Here is a 20,505-nt window from a genome sequence, read left to right as displayed (position 1 = left end):
CTAGCGTTAGGGTCCAGCGCTGGGCAACGACGGAGGAGAGCGACAGCCATGAGCGACGTGCCGGACTTTGACACGGCCGGGTTGCCCGAAGAGTTGAGTGCGGTTGATCAGTTGATGCATCGCGGGGAGGCCAACCCCCGCACGCGGTCCGGCATCATGGGCGTCGAACTGCTGGACGTCACGCCGGACTGGGAGCAGTACCGCGCGCGTTTCGAGCAGGCGTCCCGCAAGGCCATCCGCCTGCGGCAGAAGGTCGTGATGCCGAGCCTGCCGACGGCGGCGGCGCGCTGGGTCGTCGATCCCGACTTCAATCTGGATTTTCACGTGCGCCGCGTGCGTGCCCCGGGCGCAGGCACGCTGCGTGAGGTCTTCGATTTCGCCGAGCTGGCGCTGCAGTCGCCGCTCGACATCTCGCGTCCGCTGTGGACGGCGACGTTGGTCGAAGGGCTGCCGGGCGGTGGTGCCGCCAACATCGTGCACATGAGCCACGCCGTCACGGACGGTGTCGGCAGCATGGAGATGTTCGCGAACCTCTACGACCTCGAGCGGGATCCCGCACCACGGCCGTCGGCGCCGTTGCCGATCCCCGAAGATCTTTCGCCGAATGACCTTGCGCGCCAAGGAATCAACGCGCTGCCGAAGGGCATCGCCAACAACGTCCTCGACGCAACGCGCGGCGCGGCGGGGCTGCTCGGGCGCATGATGCGCGATCCGGCCGACGCCGTCGGCGGGGTGGTCGACTACGTCCGGTCGAGCCGGCGGGTGATGACGCCCGCGGCGCCGCCGTCTCCGGTGCTGCGACGACGTGGTCTGGCGTCGCGCAGCGAGGCGATCGACATCAAGTTCAGTGATCTGCACAAGGCCTCCAAGGCGGCCGAGGGCTCCATCAACGACGCGTACCTCGCCGCGCTGTGCGGCGCGCTGCGCCTCTACCACGAGGCCAAGGGCATCCCGGTGGCATCACTTCCCATGGCGGTGCCGGTGAACGTGCGGTCCGACTCGGACCCCGCCGGCGGCAACAGATTTGCCGGCGTGAACATCGCCGCGCCCATCGGCGTCGTCGACCCGCGTAAGCGCATCCAGAAGGTGCGCGCCCAGATGACCCGCAAGCGCGAGGAGCGCGCCATCGAGGTCGTGGGCGTCGTCGCACCGCTGCTGAACCTGGTGCCGGATCCGCTGCTGGAATCCATGGCCGGTTCGGTGGTCAATTCCGATGTGCAGGCCAGCAACGTGCCCGGTCCGCCGGTCGACACGTACATCGCGGGCGCAAAAGTGGTGCGGCACTACGGAATCGGGCCGCTGCCCGGCGTCGCGATGATGGCGGTCCTCATCTCCCGCAGCGGCTGGGTCACCATCAGCACCCGCTACGACCGGGCATCGATCAATGATCCGGAGCTGTGGGCCCGCTGCCTGCTCGACGGATTCAACGAAGTGCTGGCCCTGGGCGGCGACGGCCGGGCCATTCCGGCGTCGTTCGAGTTGTCGGACGAACAGGCCGAGCCGGCAGTGAACGGGGGTGCCGCACAATGAGTTCGGACGACGACTACGCGGGCGAGTTCCGCAACGCCCGGCTACCGGGCTCGGTGGCGGAGATTCTGGCCAGCCCCGAAGGGCCGGAGGTCGGCGCGTTCTTCGACATGGACGGCACCCTGGTGGCGGGGTTCACGGGCGTCATCATGACGCAGGACCGGTTGCGCCGCCGCCAGATGGGCGTCGGTGAATTCATCGGCATGGTGCAGGCCGCGGTGAATCATCAACTGGGTCGCGCCGAGTTCGAGGACCTGATCGGCCGGGGCGCGCGGATGCTGAACGGCAATTCGCTCAGTGACCTCGACGAGCTGGGCGAGCGGCTGTTCATCCAGCACATCAAGAAGCGGATTTATCCCGAGATGCGTGAGCTCGTCCGTGCGCACCAGGCGCGCGGGCACACCGTCGTGCTGAGCTCGTCGGCGCTGACGGTCCAGGTGGAACCGGTGGCGAACTTCCTCGGCATCAAGAACGTGCTGTGCAACAAGTTCGAGACGGACGAGGACGGACTCATCACCGGTGAGGTGGTCAGACCCGTCTTGTGGGGCCCCGGAAAGGCCAACGCCGCACAGCATTTCGCGGCGAACAACGGTGTCGATCTGGCGAAGAGCTACTTCTACGCCGACGGTGACGAAGACGTCGCCCTGATGTACCTGGTCGGCAATCCGCGGCCCACCAACCCGGCCGCCAAGCTGGAATCCGTTGCCGACAAACGTGGTTGGCCGGTGCTGAAGTTCTCCAGCCGCAGTGGCAGCAGCCCCATCGCGCAGCTGCGGACCTTCGCCGGCATCGCGTCCCTGGCGCCGGTTGCCGCCGGTGCACTCGGGCTCGGCCTGTTGACCGGCAATCGGCGCACGGGCGTCAACTTCTTCACCTCGGCGTGGAGCAAGGCGCTGATGGCGACGCTCGGCATCGACCTGAACGTGCTCGGCGCGGAGAACCTGCGGGCGCAACGGCCCGCGGTCTTCATCTTCAACCACCGCAACCAGGCCGACCCGATGATCGCCGGCGCCCTGGTGAGCGACAACTTCACCTCGGTGGGCAAGAAGGAGCTCGAGAGCAACCCGATCATGGGCACCATCGGCAAGGTGATGGACGCCGCGTTCATCGACCGCGATGATCCCGCCTCGGCCATCGAGAGCCTGCACAAGATGGAAGAGCTTGCCCGTAAAGGCCTTTCCATCCTGATCGCGCCCGAGGGCACCCGCCTGGACACCACCGAGGTCGGCGAGTTCAAGAAGGGGCCGTTCCGGATGGCCATGGCTGCCGGTATCCCCGTCGTGCCCATCGTGATCCGCAACGCGGAGGTGATCGCCGCGCGCGATTCGTCGACCTTCCACGCGGGCAAGGTCGACGTCGTCGTCTATCCGCCGATCTCGGTCGAGGACTGGACGCTCGACGATCTGTCGGAGCGCATCGCCGAGGTGCGGCAGCTGTATCTCGACACCCTCCGAAAATGGCCGCACGACAACGTCCCCGACAATCCGCTGTACCACCGAGCGGAGGCGCCGGCCGAACCGACCGACTCGCCCGACGACAGCGGCGATGCGCCGCGCAGCGCCAAGGGCCGACGGTGAAGCACACCGCTGACGACCTCGCCAGCTTCGACCCGACGGACGACGCGCTGGTGCTGACCGCGGTCGGTTCCGCGGCCGAGTGGGACCTGCTCAACGATTGGCTGGCCCATCAACGCAAGCAGCACCCGGATACCCGCCTCGAGGTGCTCCGGCTGCCGACCGAGGGCGAGCCGTCGCCCGGCACGCTGGCCCGGCTGGTGGAACTGCTCGGCGCCGACGAAAGCCGTTCGGTGGTCCCCGTCCGGGTGTTCTGGGTGCCCGCCGGCCTGCCGACGCGCTCCAAGATCGTCTCGCTCATCTCGGGCCGCGACCGGTACCGGCCGCCGGAGCTGCTGCAGCGCCGCATCCTGCGCAAGGACCCGCTGCGGGCCCGGGTGGTGGCCGGTGAGCCCGCCACGGTGGGCCAGCTGCGGCAGCAGTGGAAGGACACCACGACCGCCGAAAACCCAAGGGAATTCGCGCGGTTCGTGCTGCGCCGGGCACAGCTCGCCATCGAGCGGGTGGAGTTGCGGCTGCTCGGGCCCGAATACAAGTCACCCCGGCTGGTCAAGCCCGAGGTGCTGGCGTCGGCGCGGTTCCGGGAGGGCCTGGAGAAGATCCCGGGTGCGACGGTCGAGAAGGCCGGCGAGATGCTCGACGAGCTGTCGACGGGCTGGAGCCGGTTCTCCGTCGACTTCATCCCCAAGATCGGGCGCGCCATCTTCAGCCGGGGTTTCGACCCCAACGTCGACTACGACCGCGAGCAGGTCGAGTCGATGCGGCACGCGCTGGAGCTGCACCCCGCCGTGCTGCTGTTCTCGCACCGGTCGTACCTCGACGGCGTGATCGTGCCCGTGGCGATGCAGGAGAACCGCCTGCCGCCGGTGCACACGTTCGCCGGGATCAACCTGGCGTTCGGTCTGATGGGGCCGATCTTCCGGCACTCCGGTGTCATCTTCATCCGGCGCAACATCGCCGGCGACCCGCTGTACAAGTACGTGCTCAAGGAGTACGTCGGGTACATCGTGGAGAAGCGCTTCAATCTCAACTGGTCCATCGAGGGCACCCGCTCCCGGACCGGAAAGATGTTGCCCCCCAAGCTCGGTCTGCTGGCATACGTCGCCGACGCCTACCTCGACGGCCGCAGCGAGGACATCCTGCTGCAGCCGGTCTCCATCAGTTTCGACCAGTTGCACGAGACTGCCGAGTACGCCGCGTACGCCCGCGGCGGTGAGAAGACGCCCGAAGGCCTGAGCTGGCTGTACCACTACATCAAGGCGCAGGGCGACCGGAACTTCGGCAAGATCTACGTGCGGTTCCCCAAAGCGGTGTCGATGCGGGAACAGCTGGGGCCGCCCGACGGCCCGGTGGCCACCGATCCCGCGCTCAAACGCCTTGCGCTGCAGAAGATGGCGTTCGAGGTGGCGTGGCGCATCCTGCGGGCCACCCCCATCAATGCCACGGCTCTGGTGTCGGCGCTGCTGCTGACCACCCGCGGGCTGGCGCTGACGCTCGACCAGTTGCACCACACCCTGCAGGATGCGCTGGATTACCTTGAGCGCAAGAAGATTCCGATGACCAACTCGGTTCTGCGGCTCCGCACCCCAGAGGGGGTCCGGGCCACGCTCGACGCCATGTCCGGCGGGCATCCGGTGACCGCGGTGGACAGCGGCCGCCAGCCGGTCTGGTTCATCGCGCCGGAGAACGAGCACGAGGCGGCGTTCTACCGCAACACGACCATCGACGCGTTCCTGGAGACCGCCATCGTCGAGCTGGCCATGGCGCACGCCGCCAAGGCGGAGTCCGATCCGGTTGGGGCGTTCTGGGCCCAGGTGATGCGGCTGCGCGACCTGCTCAAGTTCGAGTTCTACTTCGCCGACTCGGCGTCGTTCCGCGAGCACATCCTGGAAGAGATGTCGTGGCAGGACAACTGTGAGCAGCAGCTGGCCGAGGGCGGTGAGGCCATCTACGCGATGCTGCGGGCCAAACGGCCGATCATCGCCGGCGCCATGCTGCGGCCGTTCCTGGAGGCCTACGAACTGGTCGCCGACGTGTTGCGGGGCACGCCGCCCGACATCAGTGAGAAGGACCTGACCAAGAGGGCGCTCGGCGTCGGCCGGCAGTACGTCGCGCAGGGCCGGATTCGCAGCAACGAGTCGGTGTCGGCGCTGCTGTTCACGACGGCGCGGCAGGTGGTGGCCGACCAGAAGCTGCTGGAGGCGGCACCCGACCTGGAGGAGCGGCGCACCGCGTTCCTGGCCGAGTTGCGGGCGATCCTGGCGGACATGGCGACCGTCGATTCGATCGGCTGGATCAAGTTCGATGTCCGCGAGTTGCAGCGGCGCAAGTCCAAGAAGGCGATCGAGGCGGAGTGACCCGGGCCCGGTGAGTCCCACCCCGGGTTATCCACAGTTCGCGATTCATCCACAACCGGCGCCGCCCCGAGGGCGGCGCCGGTTCTTTTGTCGGTGCCTGACGGGTCAATGGACGCACAGGCCGACGAGAACGCCGGCAACACCGAAATGGATGGATGGAGAAGCACATGTTCGAGACACCCTTCACCGTGGTCGGCAACGTGATCACCGACGTCGTTGCGCGCCGGGCCGGGGAGAGCAACCTCGCGACGTTCCGGATGGCGAGCAATTCACGGAAGAAGACCGACGACGGCTGGGAGCCGGGCAACTCGCTGTACGTCACGGTCAACTGCTGGGGCCGGGTGGCCGACGGGGTGGCGGGCCGGTTGTTCAAGGGCGACCCGGTGGTGGTCGTCGGCTACATCTTCACCAACGAGTACCTGGACAAGGAGGGCAATCGCCGGTCATCGATGGAGGTGCGGGCGACGTCCGTCGGTCCGGACATGGCGCGCTGCCAGGTCAAGATCGATCCCCGGCGCCCGAGCCCGATCGAGCCGGAGCGGCCGCAGCCGGAGCCCGAGGTGGCCTCGGAGTCGCCCGAGACCGCGAACTCGGACCCGCTGGTGCTGTCGGCGTAGGGGGAATGTCGGGGCGCCCAGCGGCGGCGCCCCGACCGCGCCAGCGGGCGATTTGGCGGCTTGCCTAGGATGGTCAGCGAGTTTTCGCGGGACCGCGCCCGATCCCAGTGAGTCGGGGTGCGCGCGACGAGAACGCTACGACGAACAGCCAACGAAAGGCATGACGACGGCATGGCCGAATTCATCTACACGATGCGCAAGGTCCGTAAGGCGCACGGCGACAAGGTCATCCTCGACGACGTCACCCTGAACTTCCTGCCCGGCGCGAAGATCGGTGTCGTCGGCCCCAACGGCGCCGGTAAGTCCAGCGTCCTGAAGATCATGGCCGGCATCGACAAGGCCAACAACGGCGACGCCTTCCTGGCGCCCGGCGCCACGGTCGGCATCCTCATGCAGGAGCCCGAACTCGACGAGACCAAGACGGTCCGCGAGAACGTCGAGGCCGGCGTGGCGGTCAAGGCCAAGCTCAATCGGTACAACGAGGTCGCCGAGCTGATGGCCACCGACTACACCGACGAGCTCATGGAAGAGATGGGCAAGCTCCAGGAGGAGCTCGACGCCGCCGACGCCTGGGACATCGACTCTCAGCTGGAGCAGGCCATGGACGCGCTGCGCTGCCCGCCGCCGGACGAGCCCGTCACCCACCTGTCCGGTGGTGAGCGCCGCCGCGTCGCGCTCTGCAAGCTGCTGCTGAGCAAGCCCGACCTGCTGCTGCTCGACGAGCCCACCAACCACCTCGACGCCGAGAGCGTGAACTGGCTCGAACAGCACCTCGCCGACTACAAGGGCGCGATCCTCGCCGTCACCCACGACCGGTACTTCCTGGACAACGTCGCCGAGTGGATCCTCGAGCTCGACCGCGGCCGCGCCTACCCGTACGAGGGCAACTACTCCACGTACCTGGAGAAGAAGGCCGAGCGTCTCGAGGTGCAGGGCAAGAAGGACCAGAAGCTGCAGAAGCGGCTGAAGGACGAGCTGGCCTGGGTGCGTTCCGGTGCCAAGGCCCGTCAGGCCAAGAACAAGGCCCGCCTCGGACGCTACGAGGAGATGGTCGCAGAGGCCGAGAAGACGCGGAAGCTCGACTTCGAGGAAATCCAGATTCCGACGCCGCCGCGCCTGGGCAACGTCGTGGTGGAGGTCGACAACCTGAAGAAGGGTTTCGACGACCGCGTCCTGATCGAGAACCTGTCCTTCACCCTGCCGCGTAACGGCATCGTCGGCGTCATCGGCCCGAACGGTGTGGGTAAGTCGACGCTGTTCAAGACCATCGTCGGTCTGGAGCAGCCGGACGGCGGCACCGTGAAGGTCGGCGAGACGGTCAAGCTGTCGTACGTCGACCAGAGCCGCGCGGGCATCGACCCGAAAAAGACGGTCTGGGAGGTCGTCTCCGACAAGCTCGACTACATCGAGGTCGGCCAGAACGAGATCCCGTCACGGGCCTATGTGTCGGCGTTCGGCTTCAAGGGACCCGATCAGCAGAAGCCGGCCGGCGTGCTCTCCGGTGGTGAGCGCAACCGGTTGAACCTGGCGCTGACCCTCAAAGAGGGCGGCAACCTGATCCTGCTCGACGAGCCGACCAACGACCTGGACGTGGAGACCCTGTCTTCGCTGGAGAACGCTCTCGAGCAGTTCCCCGGTTGCGCCGTGGTCATCAGCCACGACCGCTGGTTCCTCGACCGCACCTGCACCCACATCCTCGCGTGGGAAGGTGACGACGAGGACGAGGCCAAATGGTTCTGGTTCGAGGGCAACTTCGGTGCCTATGAAGAGAACAAAGTGGAACGACTTGGAATCGAAGCGGCGCGTCCGCACAGAGTGACCCACCGCAAGCTGACTCGCGACTAACGTCGCACGTACGTGCCGATTGGGGCACGACGGCGCGACGTCAGGAGCAAGTCGGATGACGGAAAATCGGGGCGGACTCAGCGGTACGACGCGGTCCGCCGGTGCGGACGGCAACGCTGGTCTCGCACGGGCATACCTGCTCACCTACCGCGGCCCGAACGACGGTTCGCCGGCCGACGGTGGGGTCACCGCCCCGATCGACGTCGCGATGGCGACGCGGGTTTCCCCGGAGTTGCTGGCCGCGCATTATCGACTCGGTCATCGCCGGTCGACGGGGGAGACGCTGGTCGCGATCTACCCTGCCGACGATCCCGGCCGCTTCGGCCCGGCACTGCAGATCGTGACCGATCACAGCGCGCTGCTGATGGACTCGGTGATGGTGCTGCTGCACCGCATCGGTGTCGCCTACACCGCGATCATGAGTCCGGAGTTCCGGGTGCGGCGGGATGCGGCCGGCGAGGTCGTCGCGATGGGTCCGGCGGGTGACCCCAGCGCGCCGGCCGACGGCGTCGACGAGGCCTGGATTCACGTGCAGCTGGCGACCATGGGGGACGGCAAGGCCGTCGCCGAGGCGGCCGCTGTGCTGCCGCATGCCCTGACCGACACCCGTGCGGTGCAACTCGATACGCCCGCGATGAACGCCGCGCTCGTCGGCCTGGCCAACGCGCTCGACGCCGACCACAACGGCCGGTTCCCCGGCTATGACCGGCGCGACGTCGCGGCCCTGCTGCGCTGGCTCGCCGACGGGCACTTCGTCCTGCTGGGCTACCAGCAGTGCACCGTGGAGAACGGGCAGGCCCAGGTGGACCCGGCGACGCGGCTGGGCGTGGCCAAGTTGCGCAGCGACGTGCTGCCACCGCTCGCGGGCGACGACGAACTGCTGGCGGTCGCTCAGGCCACCATGCCGAGCTACCTGCGCTACGGCGCCTACCCCTACATCGTGGTGGTGCGCGAAAGCGCGGGACCGAACGGGCCCGCGCGTGAGCACCGGTTCATCGGCCAGTTCACCGTGACGGCGGGCAATGCCAATGTGCTCGAGATTCCACTGATCTCGCGGCGCGTCAACGAGGCGCTGGCGCTGTCGCAAGGTGATCCGAGCCGGCCCGGCCAGCTGATGCTGGACATCATCCAGACCGTGCCGCGCTCCGAGCTGTTCTCCCTGACCGCGCGCGACCTCGTCGCGATGGGGAAGTCCGTCATCGACCTGGGTTCGCGGCGGCGTGCGCTGCTGTTCCTGCGCGCCGACAAGCTGGCGCACTTCGTCTCTTGCCTGGTGTACCTGCCGCGCGACCGGTACACCACCGACGTGCGGCTGGCCATGCAGGACATCCTGGTGCGCGAACTCGGCGGCGAGAGCATCGAGTACACCGCCCGGGTCAGTGAATCACCTTGGGCCGTCGTGCATTTCACGGTCCGATTGGGCGAGAACGCCAGCGCCGCGAGTATCGACACCTCGGCCGCCAACGAAACTCGTATCCAGGGTCTGCTGACCGAGGCCGCGCGCACCTGGGGCGACCGGCTGATCGGTGCCGTCACACCGGGCACCATCACGCGCGCCGAGGCCGAGCACTACGCGGTGGCGTTCCCCGAGGTCTACAAGCAGGCCTTCACGCCGACCGGTGCCATCGAGGCCATCAGCATCATCGATCAGCTGCAGGACGACAGCGTCAAGCTGGTGCTGGACTATCCCGAAGCCGGCCCCGACGATGACGGCACAGCCCAACTCACCTGGTACCTGGCCGGCCGGTCGGCCTCGCTGAGCGAGCTGCTGCCGATGCTGCAGTCCATGGGCGTGGTGGTGCTGGAGGAGCAGCCGTTCAACGTCGTGCGCGCCGACGGCGTGCCGGTGTGGATCTACCAGTTCAAGATTTCCCGGCACCAGTCCACCGTGGACGCCCCGGAAGCCGAACGCGAAGTCATCGCCACCCGCTTCGCCGACGCGGTCACCGCCATCTGGCAGGGCAAGGTGGAGATCGACCGGTTCAACGAGCTGGTTTTGGGCGCGGGCCTGACCTGGCAGCAGGTGACGATCCTGCGGGCCTACGCGAAGTACTTGCGGCAGGCCGGTTTTCCGTACAGCCAGTACCACATCGAGACGGTGCTGCGGGACAACCCGGGCACCGCGAAGTCTCTCGTCGAACTCTTCGAGGCGGTGTTCGACCCGACCGGTGCCGACGCTGCCGGTCGCGCCCAGACGGCGGCGGCCGCCGTTGCGGCGGACATCGACGCGCTCGTGAGCCTCGACACCGACCGGGTGCTGCGGGCCTTCGCGGCGCTGGTGCAGGCCACGCTGAGGACCAACTACTACGTCACCGCAGAGGGCTCGGCGCGGCAGCGAAACGCGTTGTCGTTCAAGCTCAATCCCCAGCTCATCGACGAATTGCCGCTGCCCAGGCCCAAATACGAGATCTTCGTGTACTCGCCGCGGGTCGAAGGTGTGCACCTGCGGTTCGGCAACGTGGCCCGCGGCGGCCTGCGCTGGTCGGACCGGCGGGAGGACTTCCGCACCGAAATCCTGGGCCTGGTCAAGGCGCAGGCGGTGAAGAACGCCGTCATCGTCCCCGTCGGCGCCAAGGGCGGCTTCGTGCTGAAGTCGCCGCCCGCGCCCACCGGTGACGCGGCCGCCGATCGCGATGCCCTGCGCAATGAGGGCGTCGCCTGCTACCGGCTGTTCATCGCCGGGCTGCTCGACGTCACCGACAACGTCGAGACGGCCACCGGCGCCGTCGTGCCGCCGGCGCAGGTGGTGCGCCGCGACGGCGACGACGCCTACCTGGTTGTCGCCGCCGACAAGGGCACCGCGACGTTCTCCGACATCGCCAACGATGTCGCCAAGTCGTACGGCTTCTGGCTGGGCGACGCGTTCGCCTCCGGTGGTTCGGTGGGCTACGACCACAAGGCCATGGGCATCACCGCCAAGGGCGCGTGGGAGTCGGTCAAGCGGCACTTCCGCGAGATGGGGCATGACACCCAGACCCAGGACTTCACCGTCGTCGGCGTCGGCGACATGAGCGGTGACGTGTTCGGCAACGGCATGTTGCTGTCCAAGCACATTCGCCTGGTGGCGGCCTTCGACCACCGGCACATCTTCCTGGACCCGAACCCCGACTCGGCCCGTTCGTGGGTCGAACGCGACCGGATGTTCAAGCTGCCCCGGTCGAGTTGGGACGACTACGACAAATCGCTCATCAGCGAGGGTGGCGGCGTCTACAGCCGGGACCAGAAGTCCATCCCGATCAGCCCGCAGGTGCGCGAGGTGCTGGGCCTGGCCGCCGACGTCACCGAGCTCACGCCGCCGGCGCTGATGAAGTCGATCCTGCTGGCGCCCGTCGACCTGTTCTGGAACGGGGGCATCGGCACCTACATCAAGGCCGAGACCGAGTCGGACGCCGACGTCGGCGACCGCGCCAACGACGCCATCCGGGTCAACGGAAATCAGGTGCGCGCCAAGGTGGTCGGTGAGGGCGGCAACCTCGGTGTGACGCAGCGCGGCCGCATCGAATTCGATCTGGCCGGCGGCCACATCAACACCGACGCCATGGACAACTCGGCGGGTGTGGACTGCTCCGACCACGAGGTGAACATCAAGATTCTGGTCGACGCCCTGGTGACCGCGGGCAAGGTCGCGGCCGCCGAGCGCACCGACCTGCTGATGTCGATGACCGACGAGGTCGGTCGTCTGGTGCTCGCCGACAACATGTCACAGAACGACCTGATGGGCACCAGCCGCGCCAACGCCGCCAGCCTGCTGCCGGTGCACGCCGCCCAGATCCGTGACCTGGCGAGAGAACGCGGACTCAACCGCGAGCTGGAGGCGCTGCCGTCGGACAAGGAGATCCGTCGGCGGATGGAGACCGGGCTGGGGCTGACATCCCCTGAGCTGGCCACCTTGATGGCGCACGTGAAGCTCGCGCTCAAGGAAGACGTGCTGGCCAGTGACCTGCCCGACCAGGAGGTGTCCGCCGGTCGGCTGCCGGACTACTTCCCCGAGGAGTTGCGGGACCGGTTCACCGCGGACATCCGGTCGCACCAGCTGCGCCGGGAGATCATCACCACGATGCTGGTGAACGACCTCGTCGACACCGCCGGCATCACCTACGCCTACCGCGTCGCCGAGGATGTCGGCGTCGGGCCGGTCGACGCGGTCCGCAGCTACGTCGCGGTGGACAAGATTTTCCGGGTCAACGAGGTATGGCGGAACATCCGGGCGGCCGGCATGGCCGGTGTCCCGGTTGATGTCACCGACCGCATGACGCTGGATCTGCGGCGCCTGATCGACCGGGCCGGGCGCTGGCTGCTGAACTACCGGCCCCAGCCGCTGGCGGTCGGCGCCGAGGCCAACCGGTTCGCGGCGAAGGTCGCCGAGCTCACCCCGCAGATGGCGCAGTGGCTGCGTGGCGACGACAAGGCCATCGCCGAGACCGATGCCGCACAGTTCGAGGCCGCCGGCGTCTCGCAGGAGCTGGCCTACATGGTGGCCACCGGCCTGTACCAGTACAGCCTGCTCGACGTCATCGACATCGCCGACATCGCCGAGCGGGAGCCCGCCGAGGTGGCCGACACCTACTTCGCGCTGACCGACAATCTGGGCATCGACAACCTGCTCACCGCGGTATCCGAACTCAGCCGCAACGACCGCTGGCATTCGTTGGCGCGCTTGGCCATTCGCGACGATATCTACGGGTCCATCCGGTCGCTGTGCGTCGACGTGATGGCGGTCGGGGAGATCGACGAGACCGGCGAACAGAAGATTCACGAGTGGGCGTCGACCAACAGTTCGCGGGTCATGCGGGCCCGCCGGACCCTGACCGAGATCCTGGGCGACGAGGTGCGTGACCTGGCCACGCTGTCGGTGGCCGCGCGGCAACTGCGGAGCATGACCACGAGAACGACGGGGACGGGCAATCAGGGATGATGGGCGGGTGACTGAACGCTTCACGACGCCGGTGCCGGTGCGCTGGTCGGACATCGACATGTATCAGCATGTCAACCACGCCACCATGGTGACCATCCTCGAAGAGGCGCGGGTGCCGTTCCTCACCGAGCCCTTCGCCGAGGACGTTGCCACCACCGGGCTGCTGATCGCCGAAGTCAACGTGAAGTACAAGGACCAACTGCGCCTTGTCGATTCACCACTGCAGGTGACCATCTGGACCAACCGGCTGCGGGCCTGCGACTTCACACTGGGCTATGAGGTGCGGTCGGCGCACGCCGATCCGGATTCCAAGCCGGCCGTCATCGGGGAGACCCAGCTCGCCACCTTCAACATCGAGCGGCAGATGCTGGTGCGCATCGCCCCGCATCAGCGGGAGTACCTGCAGCGTTTTGCCCGATGACGGAACGCGGAATCTGGCTCGCCGACGCCGCCCAGGCGCAGAACCTGGCGACCTTCGTCGAGCGCGTGCTGCGGCTCGACGAGGCGGCTGTGGTGCGGCTGAAGGCGCGGAACGACGACGTCGTCGTCGCCTGGGCCGCAACAGGTTTCGAGGTGCTGGCCGCGCGCGTGGTGAACGGGCGGGTGGCGCCGTCCGATCTGTGCGCCGGAGCCGACGCGTTGAGCCACGAGCTGCCCGGCTCTGGCCGGATCGACCCGGGCTTCGCGATGGACTCGGCGTGGCGCGGTGCGTTGCCGCCCGACGACGGGTTCAGCCACCTCGACGACGTGCCGGCGGCCGCGGTGCTGGAGTTGTTTCAGCGCGGCGTCGAACTGGCCCGCGAGCACAGCGGTCCGCAGGGGCCGCCACCGTCGCTGCTCGACCAGGACGTCCTCACCGTCAGCGCCGGCGACATCGAGGTGGGCATCCCGATGCGTTGCGTATTCGCCTTGACCGCCATGGGATTCGTGCCCGACCCGCTGCCCGACAACGAGGTGGTCCGGGTCCGGGTGCATCCGACCTGGCTGCGCATCGACGCGCGGTTCGGCTCGGTGTACCGCCGCCGGGGTGGGCCGATCCTGTTGTCGCCGTAGGAGTCTTTCGAGGCTGAGGGGCTGCTTGCGCGGCGGATGTGAACTCCACCCGCCGCGCGAGCACGAGGTCCGGGAACACTATTGAGTTGTCAAGGTGCACAGCAGGTTTGAGTACGTATCTGCGGTGGTTATGCGGCCGCGTCGAGTCGCATGGTGCGGCGGTTGTAGGCGGGTATGGGTTTTCGGTCCGGGTCGACGGTGGCGGGTGGGATGAGCCAGGGGTGTTTGTCCATTCCCATGACGACGTCCCAGCCGTCGTGGTGGACGTTGGCGTGGCAGGCCGGGCAGAGCAGGCAGCCGTTGCTCAGTGATGTTTCGCCGTGGTGGGTCCAGTGCACGATGTGGTGGGCGTGGGTGCGCCCTGGGGGTGCGCCGCATTTGATGCAGCACTGGTCGCGGTGATAGAGCGCTTTGCGTAGATGGGGCGGGAACAGCCGTTTCTCCCGCCCCATATCGAGCGGTACCTGTTCGCCGTCGACGATCATGGTGGTGACGGTGGTATCGCAGGTGAGTCGGTCCAGGGTCATGGTGCTGATCGACCCGATGAATTCCAGCGTGGCCAGGTCCGGGGTGTCGGCGGGCACTGTCACCAGCAGCTGGGTGCGCGGCGCGCTGGCGGTGTCGCCGCCGCGGGCGGCGATGTCCAGCACCGCCTCCAGGGCATCGGCGCGCCGCCGCCCCGCCGTGCGGATATCGGGGGTTCCGTCGGGTTCGGGTCGTGGTGCTGAGTGTTCTTCCATCGCGGCGAGGTATTTGGCGCCGACTTCGGCGTCCAGGTCCGCGCGGACCTGGACCCGCCCGTCGGAGGTGACCCGGTGCTCGACGGTGTTGATCGACCGGTCTTCGGCCGCGGGCAGCCCGCCTTCAGCCGCGGCGTGCCGGTTGCCGAGCCGCCGCGCCCGATTACCGATCTCAGCCGGCGTCGCCCCTGAGAAGAACTGGCCCAGCAGGTCGCTCACCTGCGCGAACCGGGCTTGCTCGTCGACTGGTCCGGGTGCGCGGGCTTGAATGTGGTTGATGCCCTTGACGATCGCGTCGACATGCTCACCGGAGATCGCCCCATCGCCGGCATGGGCGGCGAGCGCGGGCAACAGCGGTAGCGCGGCACCGACCCGGATCAGCCGCTCAGCCACCGACGGTGCACACCCCAACGACATCAACAGCTCTCGCGGCGACCGGCCCTGCGCCGCCGCCACGCCCAAACGGTCCAGCACCCCGGTCATTGTCGCGGCCAGATGATCGACCACGCCCCGGATCAGCAGCAGTAGCCGCGTGACGTTGACGGCATCCTCGCCCGACATGTTCTCGGGGACGACCACGCCGCGCAGGTGGTCGAGGAGTGGGTTGAGATCCGGTGCGATTCCCATAACACACCGTATCGAACAAATGTTCGAACAGCAAGGCGGCATGGGGGTCGAATTTCGTCGTGACGTATCGGGACTTCGGTATTCAGGGACGGCTCGGAGAAGCGCACGAGATTGCTGCAGTTGCGGCATCCTTGGCCTCACATCGGTCGCCTCTGCTCATCGCTGCGGCGATCGTCGCTGACGGCGCCGATACCGCATCCTGATCTGACCGCAGGCGGACGCACGGCTGCTATCCCGATGCGTCCCATGGCCGGGGCGCCGGTGTGGGTTGCTGCGCAGTCGACTCTGCGGAAAGCACTGATATTGACCATGATTCATTCAAGGTCTGTGGGAGAGCATTCTGCCTCTGTGTGGCGGGAGGCGGGGCCACACGCGACTCTGCCAGCGAGACTTATCGCCAGACTCAATCGCCTCGCGACCGGAGCGGATCAGTGCTTGCGGACGACTTGCTCGGATTCGCCGGGCTTCCACACCGTGATGTCGAGGTGTCCGTCGTCCACCTCGACCGCAGACGCCCCGACCAGATCGGCGCGATAGCAGTGTTCGAACTCCTGGCCGCGGATGTCGAAGCCGGTCTGTTCGTACAGCGCCTCGGCGAACCGTCGATGCAGGGCCGTGTCCTGCACGTCCTCGACGACGCCCCATAACTTCGCATCGCCATCGCCGACGTGCGTGTCGACCGTCGCGGTGTGCAGGCAGAAACGTGGATCGCGGGCGAGGTCATTGAACTTCGTGGTGTTGGGCATACCCGAGATCCACAGCTCGTCTTCGAAGAACCGCGGCTCCATGGGGCTGATCCGGGGAAACCCGTCCGAGCGCAAAGTGCCCAGCATGCACAGGTTTCCGGTGGCGGTATGTCGGCGGACAAAGGTGGTTGCGATTCGCGGTGCGGCGCCCGCGAACTCTTTCCAACTGGTCATGTTGCCGACGGTAGTCCCGGTCAGTCGGGGATGGTCGCGTATGCCCGGACGGGAAAGGTACCGAAACCTTCGACCCGCGGCGGAACAGCGGTGAAGCGGGCGCCGCGGGCGGGCAGTGCGGCCAGGTTGGTCAAGTGCTCGACGACGTGAATTCCGTTGCCCAACAGCGCGGTATGGATGGGCCGTCGACCCGCTGCTGCCGGACTGGCGTCGTCGATGTTCACCGAGTCGATACCGACAAGCGCGACCCCGCGGCTCACCAGGAGCTCGGTCGCGGCCTCGGACAGGAATGGTGCGTCGTCGCCGTAGGCCTCGGTGCCGAAGTGCCGGTCCCAGCCGGTGTCGATCAGCACCGCACTGCCGGCTTCGATGTCATCGGGCAGCTCGTCGGCAACGACGGCGCGCGCCGCAACCTCCCGACGGTGGACGACGATCGTCGGCAGGTCCACCAAGGTGTTCAAGTCGAGGCCGGCCAGGTCGGCACCGTTCTCGTAGCGGTGAAACGGGGAGTCGATGTAGGTGCCCGTGTTGCCGACCATCGTGATGGCGCCGATCGCGAACTCGGTGCCGGCGGCGTAGACGTCGCGCGACGCCTCGCGGGTGAGGTGGTCGCTGATCGTGGGCGCCGGCAGTCCGGGGTAGGTCACCAGCCCCGCGCGGATGGTGTGAGACAGATCGACGAGCATCGCGACTCCGTTCTGATTGCCTGCGGCTGAGTCACGAACTCTAACCGTCAGCCGGCGGCCAGCGCGTCGTGCCACGGCTTGGTGTCGGTGATCTGGGTCAGCGACGCGATCTTCCCGTCGCGGACGGTGATGTCGTGCGTGAACGCGGCCGCATAGTGACGCCCGGTGGTCCGGCACCGACCGCGGTAGTAACCGAGGACGATGACGCGGTTTTCGCCGGCGATGACGTATTCGTCAGGGTGCGGCGCTATTTCGTAGTACTTGGACGCGCCGCCCCAGACGTCGCGCAGCATCTGTTCGGGGCTGTGCACGATGCCGCCGAGGCCGAATGGCATGCCCTCGCTGACCCGGCCGGTGAAGTCGGGATGCAGCAGTGTTGCCAACGCGGATCGGTCGTGCGAGGCGAAGGCGGCATAGAGCCGGTTGGCGACGTCCAAGGGCTTGGGGCTGTCGGGTGTGGTCATGGGCGGTCCTCCCGTTCGTATTTTATTAGAGATACATCTCTAATAAAGTAGTAGAGCATACTCTCTAGATCATGGGTAGACCGCCGCAGCACCGGGCCGACGATTTCCTGGACGCGGCCGCGCGCTTGTTCGTCACCGGGGGAGCGCGAGCGCTGACGATGAATGCGGTGGCGCGTGCGGTCGGCGCCCCCAGCGGGTCGATCTACCATCGCTTTCCCGACCGGGCCGCGTTGCTGGCCGCCTTGTGGTTGCGCACCACGACGGGCTTTCAGAGCGGCTACCTGGAAGCCCTCGGTGAACAACCCACGGCAGATAGCGCGGTCGGAGCGGCCGTGTGGCTGGTCGACTGGTGCCGCGGCCACCTGCCGGAGGCAGTCGTGCTGCAGGCCGGGGCCCGCGCATTCGAACCAGACGACTGGAGCGAGGCGAGCCGTACGGAATTGTTTGCCGCCGAAGGCGATTCGCGCCGGCGCCTCGAGAGTGCGGTCCGGAGCCTCGCGAAGCAGACCGGGCGGCCCGACGATCAGATCGCCTTCGCCCTCCTGGACCTGCCGCTGGCCGCGGTGCGGCGACACCTCTTGGCGGGTGAGGCGCCGCCCAAGCGGGTCACCACGCTCGTCAAGAGCATGGTGGGCCTCGTCTTGGGCGGGCCGGCCGACTAGGGGTCCGTCAGATGTGGGCCATTGACTCCGCGTTCGTGCTGGCCGCCGGCGTCACCCGATCGAGCAGCGGCCCAGCGAGCTTCTCGACCAGATCGAACGAGAAGGGCTGTGTCATACGGCGATTGATACCGGGAGCGAGGCGGTGCATCACGTAACCGAGCCAGGCCTCGGCCCGCACCGGTACCACCGCGAGGTCGTAGCTAACGGCGCGCACGACGGCCCGCGCCACGAGGTCGGGGCTCATCGGCGCGAACGGCAGCATCTCGGCGAACTCCTGCAGCTGCCTGGTGAGGCGCTGAGCCTGCGCGACGAGCGCGGGATCGACGCCGACGGTCACCGCCCGGTCGCCGATGTTGGTGTTGATCACGCCGGGGCAGATGGCGCTGACCCCGATGCCGTACGGCTTGAGTTCCAGGCGCAGGCATTCACTGAGCATCTTGACCCCCGCCTTGGACACCGAATAAGGCGCCATGACCGGTGTCGGCGTGAAGGCCGCCGCCGAGGCGATGTTGACGATGTGACCACCCCGGCCGCGCTCTGCCATCTGCGCACCGAACACCCGGCAGCCGTGCACCACACCCATCAGGTTGACGCTGAGCTGCTTGTCCCAATCCGCCGCCGAGAGTTCGAGGAACGGACCGCTGACGAGGATGCCGGCGTTGTTGACGACGACGTCGGGCACGCCATGGTCGGCACGCACTTCACGGGCGAAGGACTCCCAGGCGTCCGGGTCGGTGACGTCCAACCGGGCGGCCGACGCGCGGCGGCCGGCGCCCTTGATCATGGCGGCGGTCGCGTCTGCCGAGTCGAGGTCGATGTCGGAGACCACCACGTGCGCAACGCGTCTGGCGAAGCGGATCGCGGTGGCGCGCCCGATGCCGCTGCCGCCGCCGGTGACGACCACGAGTTGTGGGTCCAGGTTGTTGACTTTCATCCGGCTTCCTTCGAGGTGGCTACCACGTGGTGGACGTCGGCGCTGCCGGCCCCGTACCGATAGACGTCGAGGTCGTAATGGCGGTTCTGCCAGTACATCTCGCCATGCGTCGTCGGCCGGAACGGCGAATCGCCGTGGTAATCGATGTAATACGTGTTGGACCCGGCGCAGGTCGGCGTAAATAGCACGTTGCGCTGCTGGCGCGCCAGGCAGTGCTGGAAATAGGCGTCGTGCACCTCGCGGCGGATCTCGACCTCCCGGGCGCCGCGGCGCTTGGCCTCGGCGATCGCGCGACTCAGATGTGCTGCCGTGGCCTCGATCATCCACAGATACGACCCCAGCACGAATCCGTACGGGCCCGTGATCATGAACATGTTCGGGAACCCGGGTACCGACACGCCCTGATAGGCCTGGAAGCGGTTGACCGCCCAGAACTCCGCGGCATCGAGCCCGTCGCGGCCGACGACGGGGAACGGCGGCACCGAATCCCGTTCCCACAGCTTGAATCCGGTTGCGCAGATGAGGACATCGACCTCGTGCTCGACGCCATCGGCCGTCACCGCACCGGTCTCGGTGATGTGCTCGATGGAGTCGGTCACCAGGCTGACGTCACTGCGGTTGAACGTCTTCAGATAGTCGTTGGACATCGACGGGCGCTTGCACCCCAGGCCGTAGCGCGGAGTCAGTTTGTCCCTGATTGCCGGGTCGGTGATCTGGCTGCGCATCCACGCCCGCACCGGTGCCTCGGCGAGCTTGCGGGTGGCCTCGACCAGCCAGCTCGGCCCGGTGAGCACGCCACCCATCCCGATCTCGGTCGCGACGGTCCCAACGGCGCGCAGCGCCGACCGCACCTGGCCGATCTCCAGCACCGCACGGGCTACACCGTGAATCATGCTGTCCGGCTTGGGAAATACCCAGATCGGCGTGCGCTGAAAGACGGTGAGGTGCGCCACCTCGTCGACGATCGCCGGCACCAGCTGCAGCGACGTCGCGCCCGTGCCGATGACCGCCACCCGCTTGCCGGCCAGCTCGACGTCGTGATCCCACAGCGCGGTGTGCATGAGTGCGCCGCCGAAATCCTGCAGACCGGGAATGTCGGGCAGCTTGGGCCGCTCAAGCCCGCCGACCGCCATCACGACATGGCGGCCGGTGATCTCGGTGCCGCCGTCGATCATCAAGCGCCACATGCTGTTCCGCTCGTCGAACGTCGCTCCGGTCACGGTCGTGTTCAGCCGCAGCTTGTCGCGCAGGCCGTATTTGTCCACCATGTCGTCGGCGTAGTCCCGCAACTCGTTGCCGGGCGCGAAGACCCGCGACCACCCGCCGCGCTGCTCGTAGGAGAAGCTGTAGATGACCGAGGGGATGTCCACTGCCACACCCGGATAGGTGTTGGCGTGCCAGGTGCCGCCGACGTGGTCCCATTTGTCGAGGACGACGAAGTCGTGAATGCCCCTGCGCTGGAGGGCGATACCGGCACCGATGCCACCGAATCCGGCGCCGACGATCACCACCTCATGATCCGGTGCCTGTCGTTCCGCCGTCGGTGCCGGCACGGCTCTGGGACTCGCGGTCATGTCGGTGCCC

15 protein-coding genes are annotated in these 20,505 nt (G+C 67.5%); 9 read left to right on the top strand and 6 right to left on the bottom strand.

The window, feature by feature from the left end:
• Nucleotides 1-48 precede the first annotated feature (48 nt).
• The 8 genes from G6N46_RS10500 (at nucleotide 49) to G6N46_RS10465 (ending at nucleotide 13,888) form a co-directional block, all read left to right on the top strand.
• On the top strand, nucleotides 49-1,530 hold the full coding sequence (locus tag G6N46_RS10500; protein WP_138248358.1) for a wax ester/triacylglycerol synthase family O-acyltransferase: 1,482 nt from the start codon (nucleotides 49-51) through the stop codon (nucleotides 1,528-1,530).
• Entirely contained in the window at nucleotides 1,527-3,104 is a 1,578-nt protein-coding gene (locus tag G6N46_RS10495; protein WP_138248359.1) for an HAD-IB family hydrolase/lysophospholipid acyltransferase family protein, read from the top strand. Before G6N46_RS10500 ends, G6N46_RS10495 begins: the two co-directional genes overlap by 4 nt.
• Entirely contained in the window at nucleotides 3,101-5,458 is a 2,358-nt protein-coding gene (locus G6N46_RS10490) for a glycerol-3-phosphate 1-O-acyltransferase (RefSeq protein WP_064860146.1), read from the top strand. The genes G6N46_RS10495 and G6N46_RS10490 overlap by 4 nt, the downstream gene beginning before the upstream one ends.
• A gap of 167 nt (nucleotides 5,459-5,625) precedes the next feature.
• On the top strand, nucleotides 5,626-6,075 hold the full coding sequence (locus G6N46_RS10485; RefSeq protein WP_138248360.1) for a single-stranded DNA-binding protein: 450 nt from the start codon (nucleotides 5,626-5,628) through the stop codon (nucleotides 6,073-6,075).
• A 171-nt stretch (nucleotides 6,076-6,246) separates the two neighbouring features.
• Nucleotides 6,247-7,920 (top strand): energy-dependent translational throttle protein EttA, encoded by a 1,674-nt coding sequence (gene ettA / locus G6N46_RS10480; RefSeq protein WP_061005999.1) that lies wholly within the window; start codon nucleotides 6,247-6,249, stop codon nucleotides 7,918-7,920.
• Between the two features lie 55 nt (nucleotides 7,921-7,975).
• Complete coding sequence (locus tag G6N46_RS10475) at nucleotides 7,976-12,835, top strand: NAD-glutamate dehydrogenase (RefSeq protein WP_163692709.1); 4,860 nt, start codon at nucleotides 7,976-7,978, stop codon at nucleotides 12,833-12,835.
• Nucleotides 12,836-12,842: 7 nt separating this feature from the next.
• Entirely contained in the window at nucleotides 12,843-13,256 is a 414-nt protein-coding gene (locus G6N46_RS10470) for an acyl-CoA thioesterase (RefSeq protein ID WP_061005995.1), read from the top strand.
• A complete protein-coding gene (locus G6N46_RS10465; protein WP_138248361.1) occupies nucleotides 13,253-13,888 on the top strand; it encodes a DUF8185 domain-containing protein in 636 nt (211 codons plus the stop codon). The genes G6N46_RS10470 and G6N46_RS10465 overlap by 4 nt, the downstream gene beginning before the upstream one ends.
• A 128-nt stretch (nucleotides 13,889-14,016) precedes the next feature.
• Here G6N46_RS10465 and G6N46_RS10460 read toward each other — a convergent pair whose 3' ends face one another.
• The 4 genes from G6N46_RS10460 to G6N46_RS10445 all read right to left on the bottom strand — a co-directional run bounded on the left by G6N46_RS10460 (nucleotide 14,017) and on the right by G6N46_RS10445 (nucleotide 17,325).
• Nucleotides 14,017-15,255 carry an HNH endonuclease gene (locus G6N46_RS10460; RefSeq protein ID WP_163692707.1) on the bottom strand — a complete coding sequence of 413 codons (1,239 nt, stop codon included), beginning with the start codon at nucleotides 15,253-15,255 and terminating at the stop codon, nucleotides 14,017-14,019.
• Between the two features lie 428 nt (nucleotides 15,256-15,683).
• Nucleotides 15,684-16,175 carry a pyridoxamine 5'-phosphate oxidase family protein gene (locus tag G6N46_RS10455; RefSeq protein WP_064860150.1) on the bottom strand — a complete coding sequence of 164 codons (492 nt, stop codon included), beginning with the start codon at nucleotides 16,173-16,175 and terminating at the stop codon, nucleotides 15,684-15,686.
• Nucleotides 16,176-16,195: 20 nt separating this feature from the next.
• Nucleotides 16,196-16,861 carry a cyclase family protein gene (locus G6N46_RS10450; protein ID WP_064860151.1) on the bottom strand — a complete coding sequence of 222 codons (666 nt, stop codon included), beginning with the start codon at nucleotides 16,859-16,861 and terminating at the stop codon, nucleotides 16,196-16,198.
• Nucleotides 16,862-16,908: 47 nt separating this feature from the next.
• On the bottom strand, nucleotides 16,909-17,325 hold the full coding sequence (locus tag G6N46_RS10445) for a nuclear transport factor 2 family protein (RefSeq protein WP_064860152.1): 417 nt from the start codon (nucleotides 17,323-17,325) through the stop codon (nucleotides 16,909-16,911).
• Nucleotides 17,326-17,396: 71 nt separating this feature from the next.
• On the opposite strand from G6N46_RS10445, the gene G6N46_RS10440 reads away from it, so the two are divergent.
• Nucleotides 17,397-17,987, top strand: a complete 591-nt coding sequence (locus G6N46_RS10440) for a TetR/AcrR family transcriptional regulator (protein WP_138248363.1) — start codon at nucleotides 17,397-17,399, stop codon at nucleotides 17,985-17,987.
• A gap of 7 nt (nucleotides 17,988-17,994) precedes the next feature.
• Here the strand turns inward: G6N46_RS10440 and G6N46_RS10435 are convergent, their stop codons facing one another.
• Complete coding sequence (locus G6N46_RS10435) at nucleotides 17,995-18,921, bottom strand: SDR family NAD(P)-dependent oxidoreductase (protein ID WP_138248364.1); 927 nt, start codon at nucleotides 18,919-18,921, stop codon at nucleotides 17,995-17,997.
• On the bottom strand, nucleotides 18,918-20,495 hold the full coding sequence (locus tag G6N46_RS10430; RefSeq protein ID WP_138248365.1) for a flavin-containing monooxygenase: 1,578 nt from the start codon (nucleotides 20,493-20,495) through the stop codon (nucleotides 18,918-18,920). Before G6N46_RS10430 ends, G6N46_RS10435 begins: the two co-directional genes overlap by 4 nt.
• Nucleotides 20,496-20,505 lie beyond the last annotated feature (10 nt).

The organism is Mycolicibacterium phocaicum, assembly GCF_010731115.1.
GTDB lineage: Bacteria > Actinomycetota > Actinomycetes > Mycobacteriales > Mycobacteriaceae > Mycobacterium > Mycobacterium phocaicum.
This window is presented reverse-complemented; position numbering and strand designations above follow the sequence as displayed.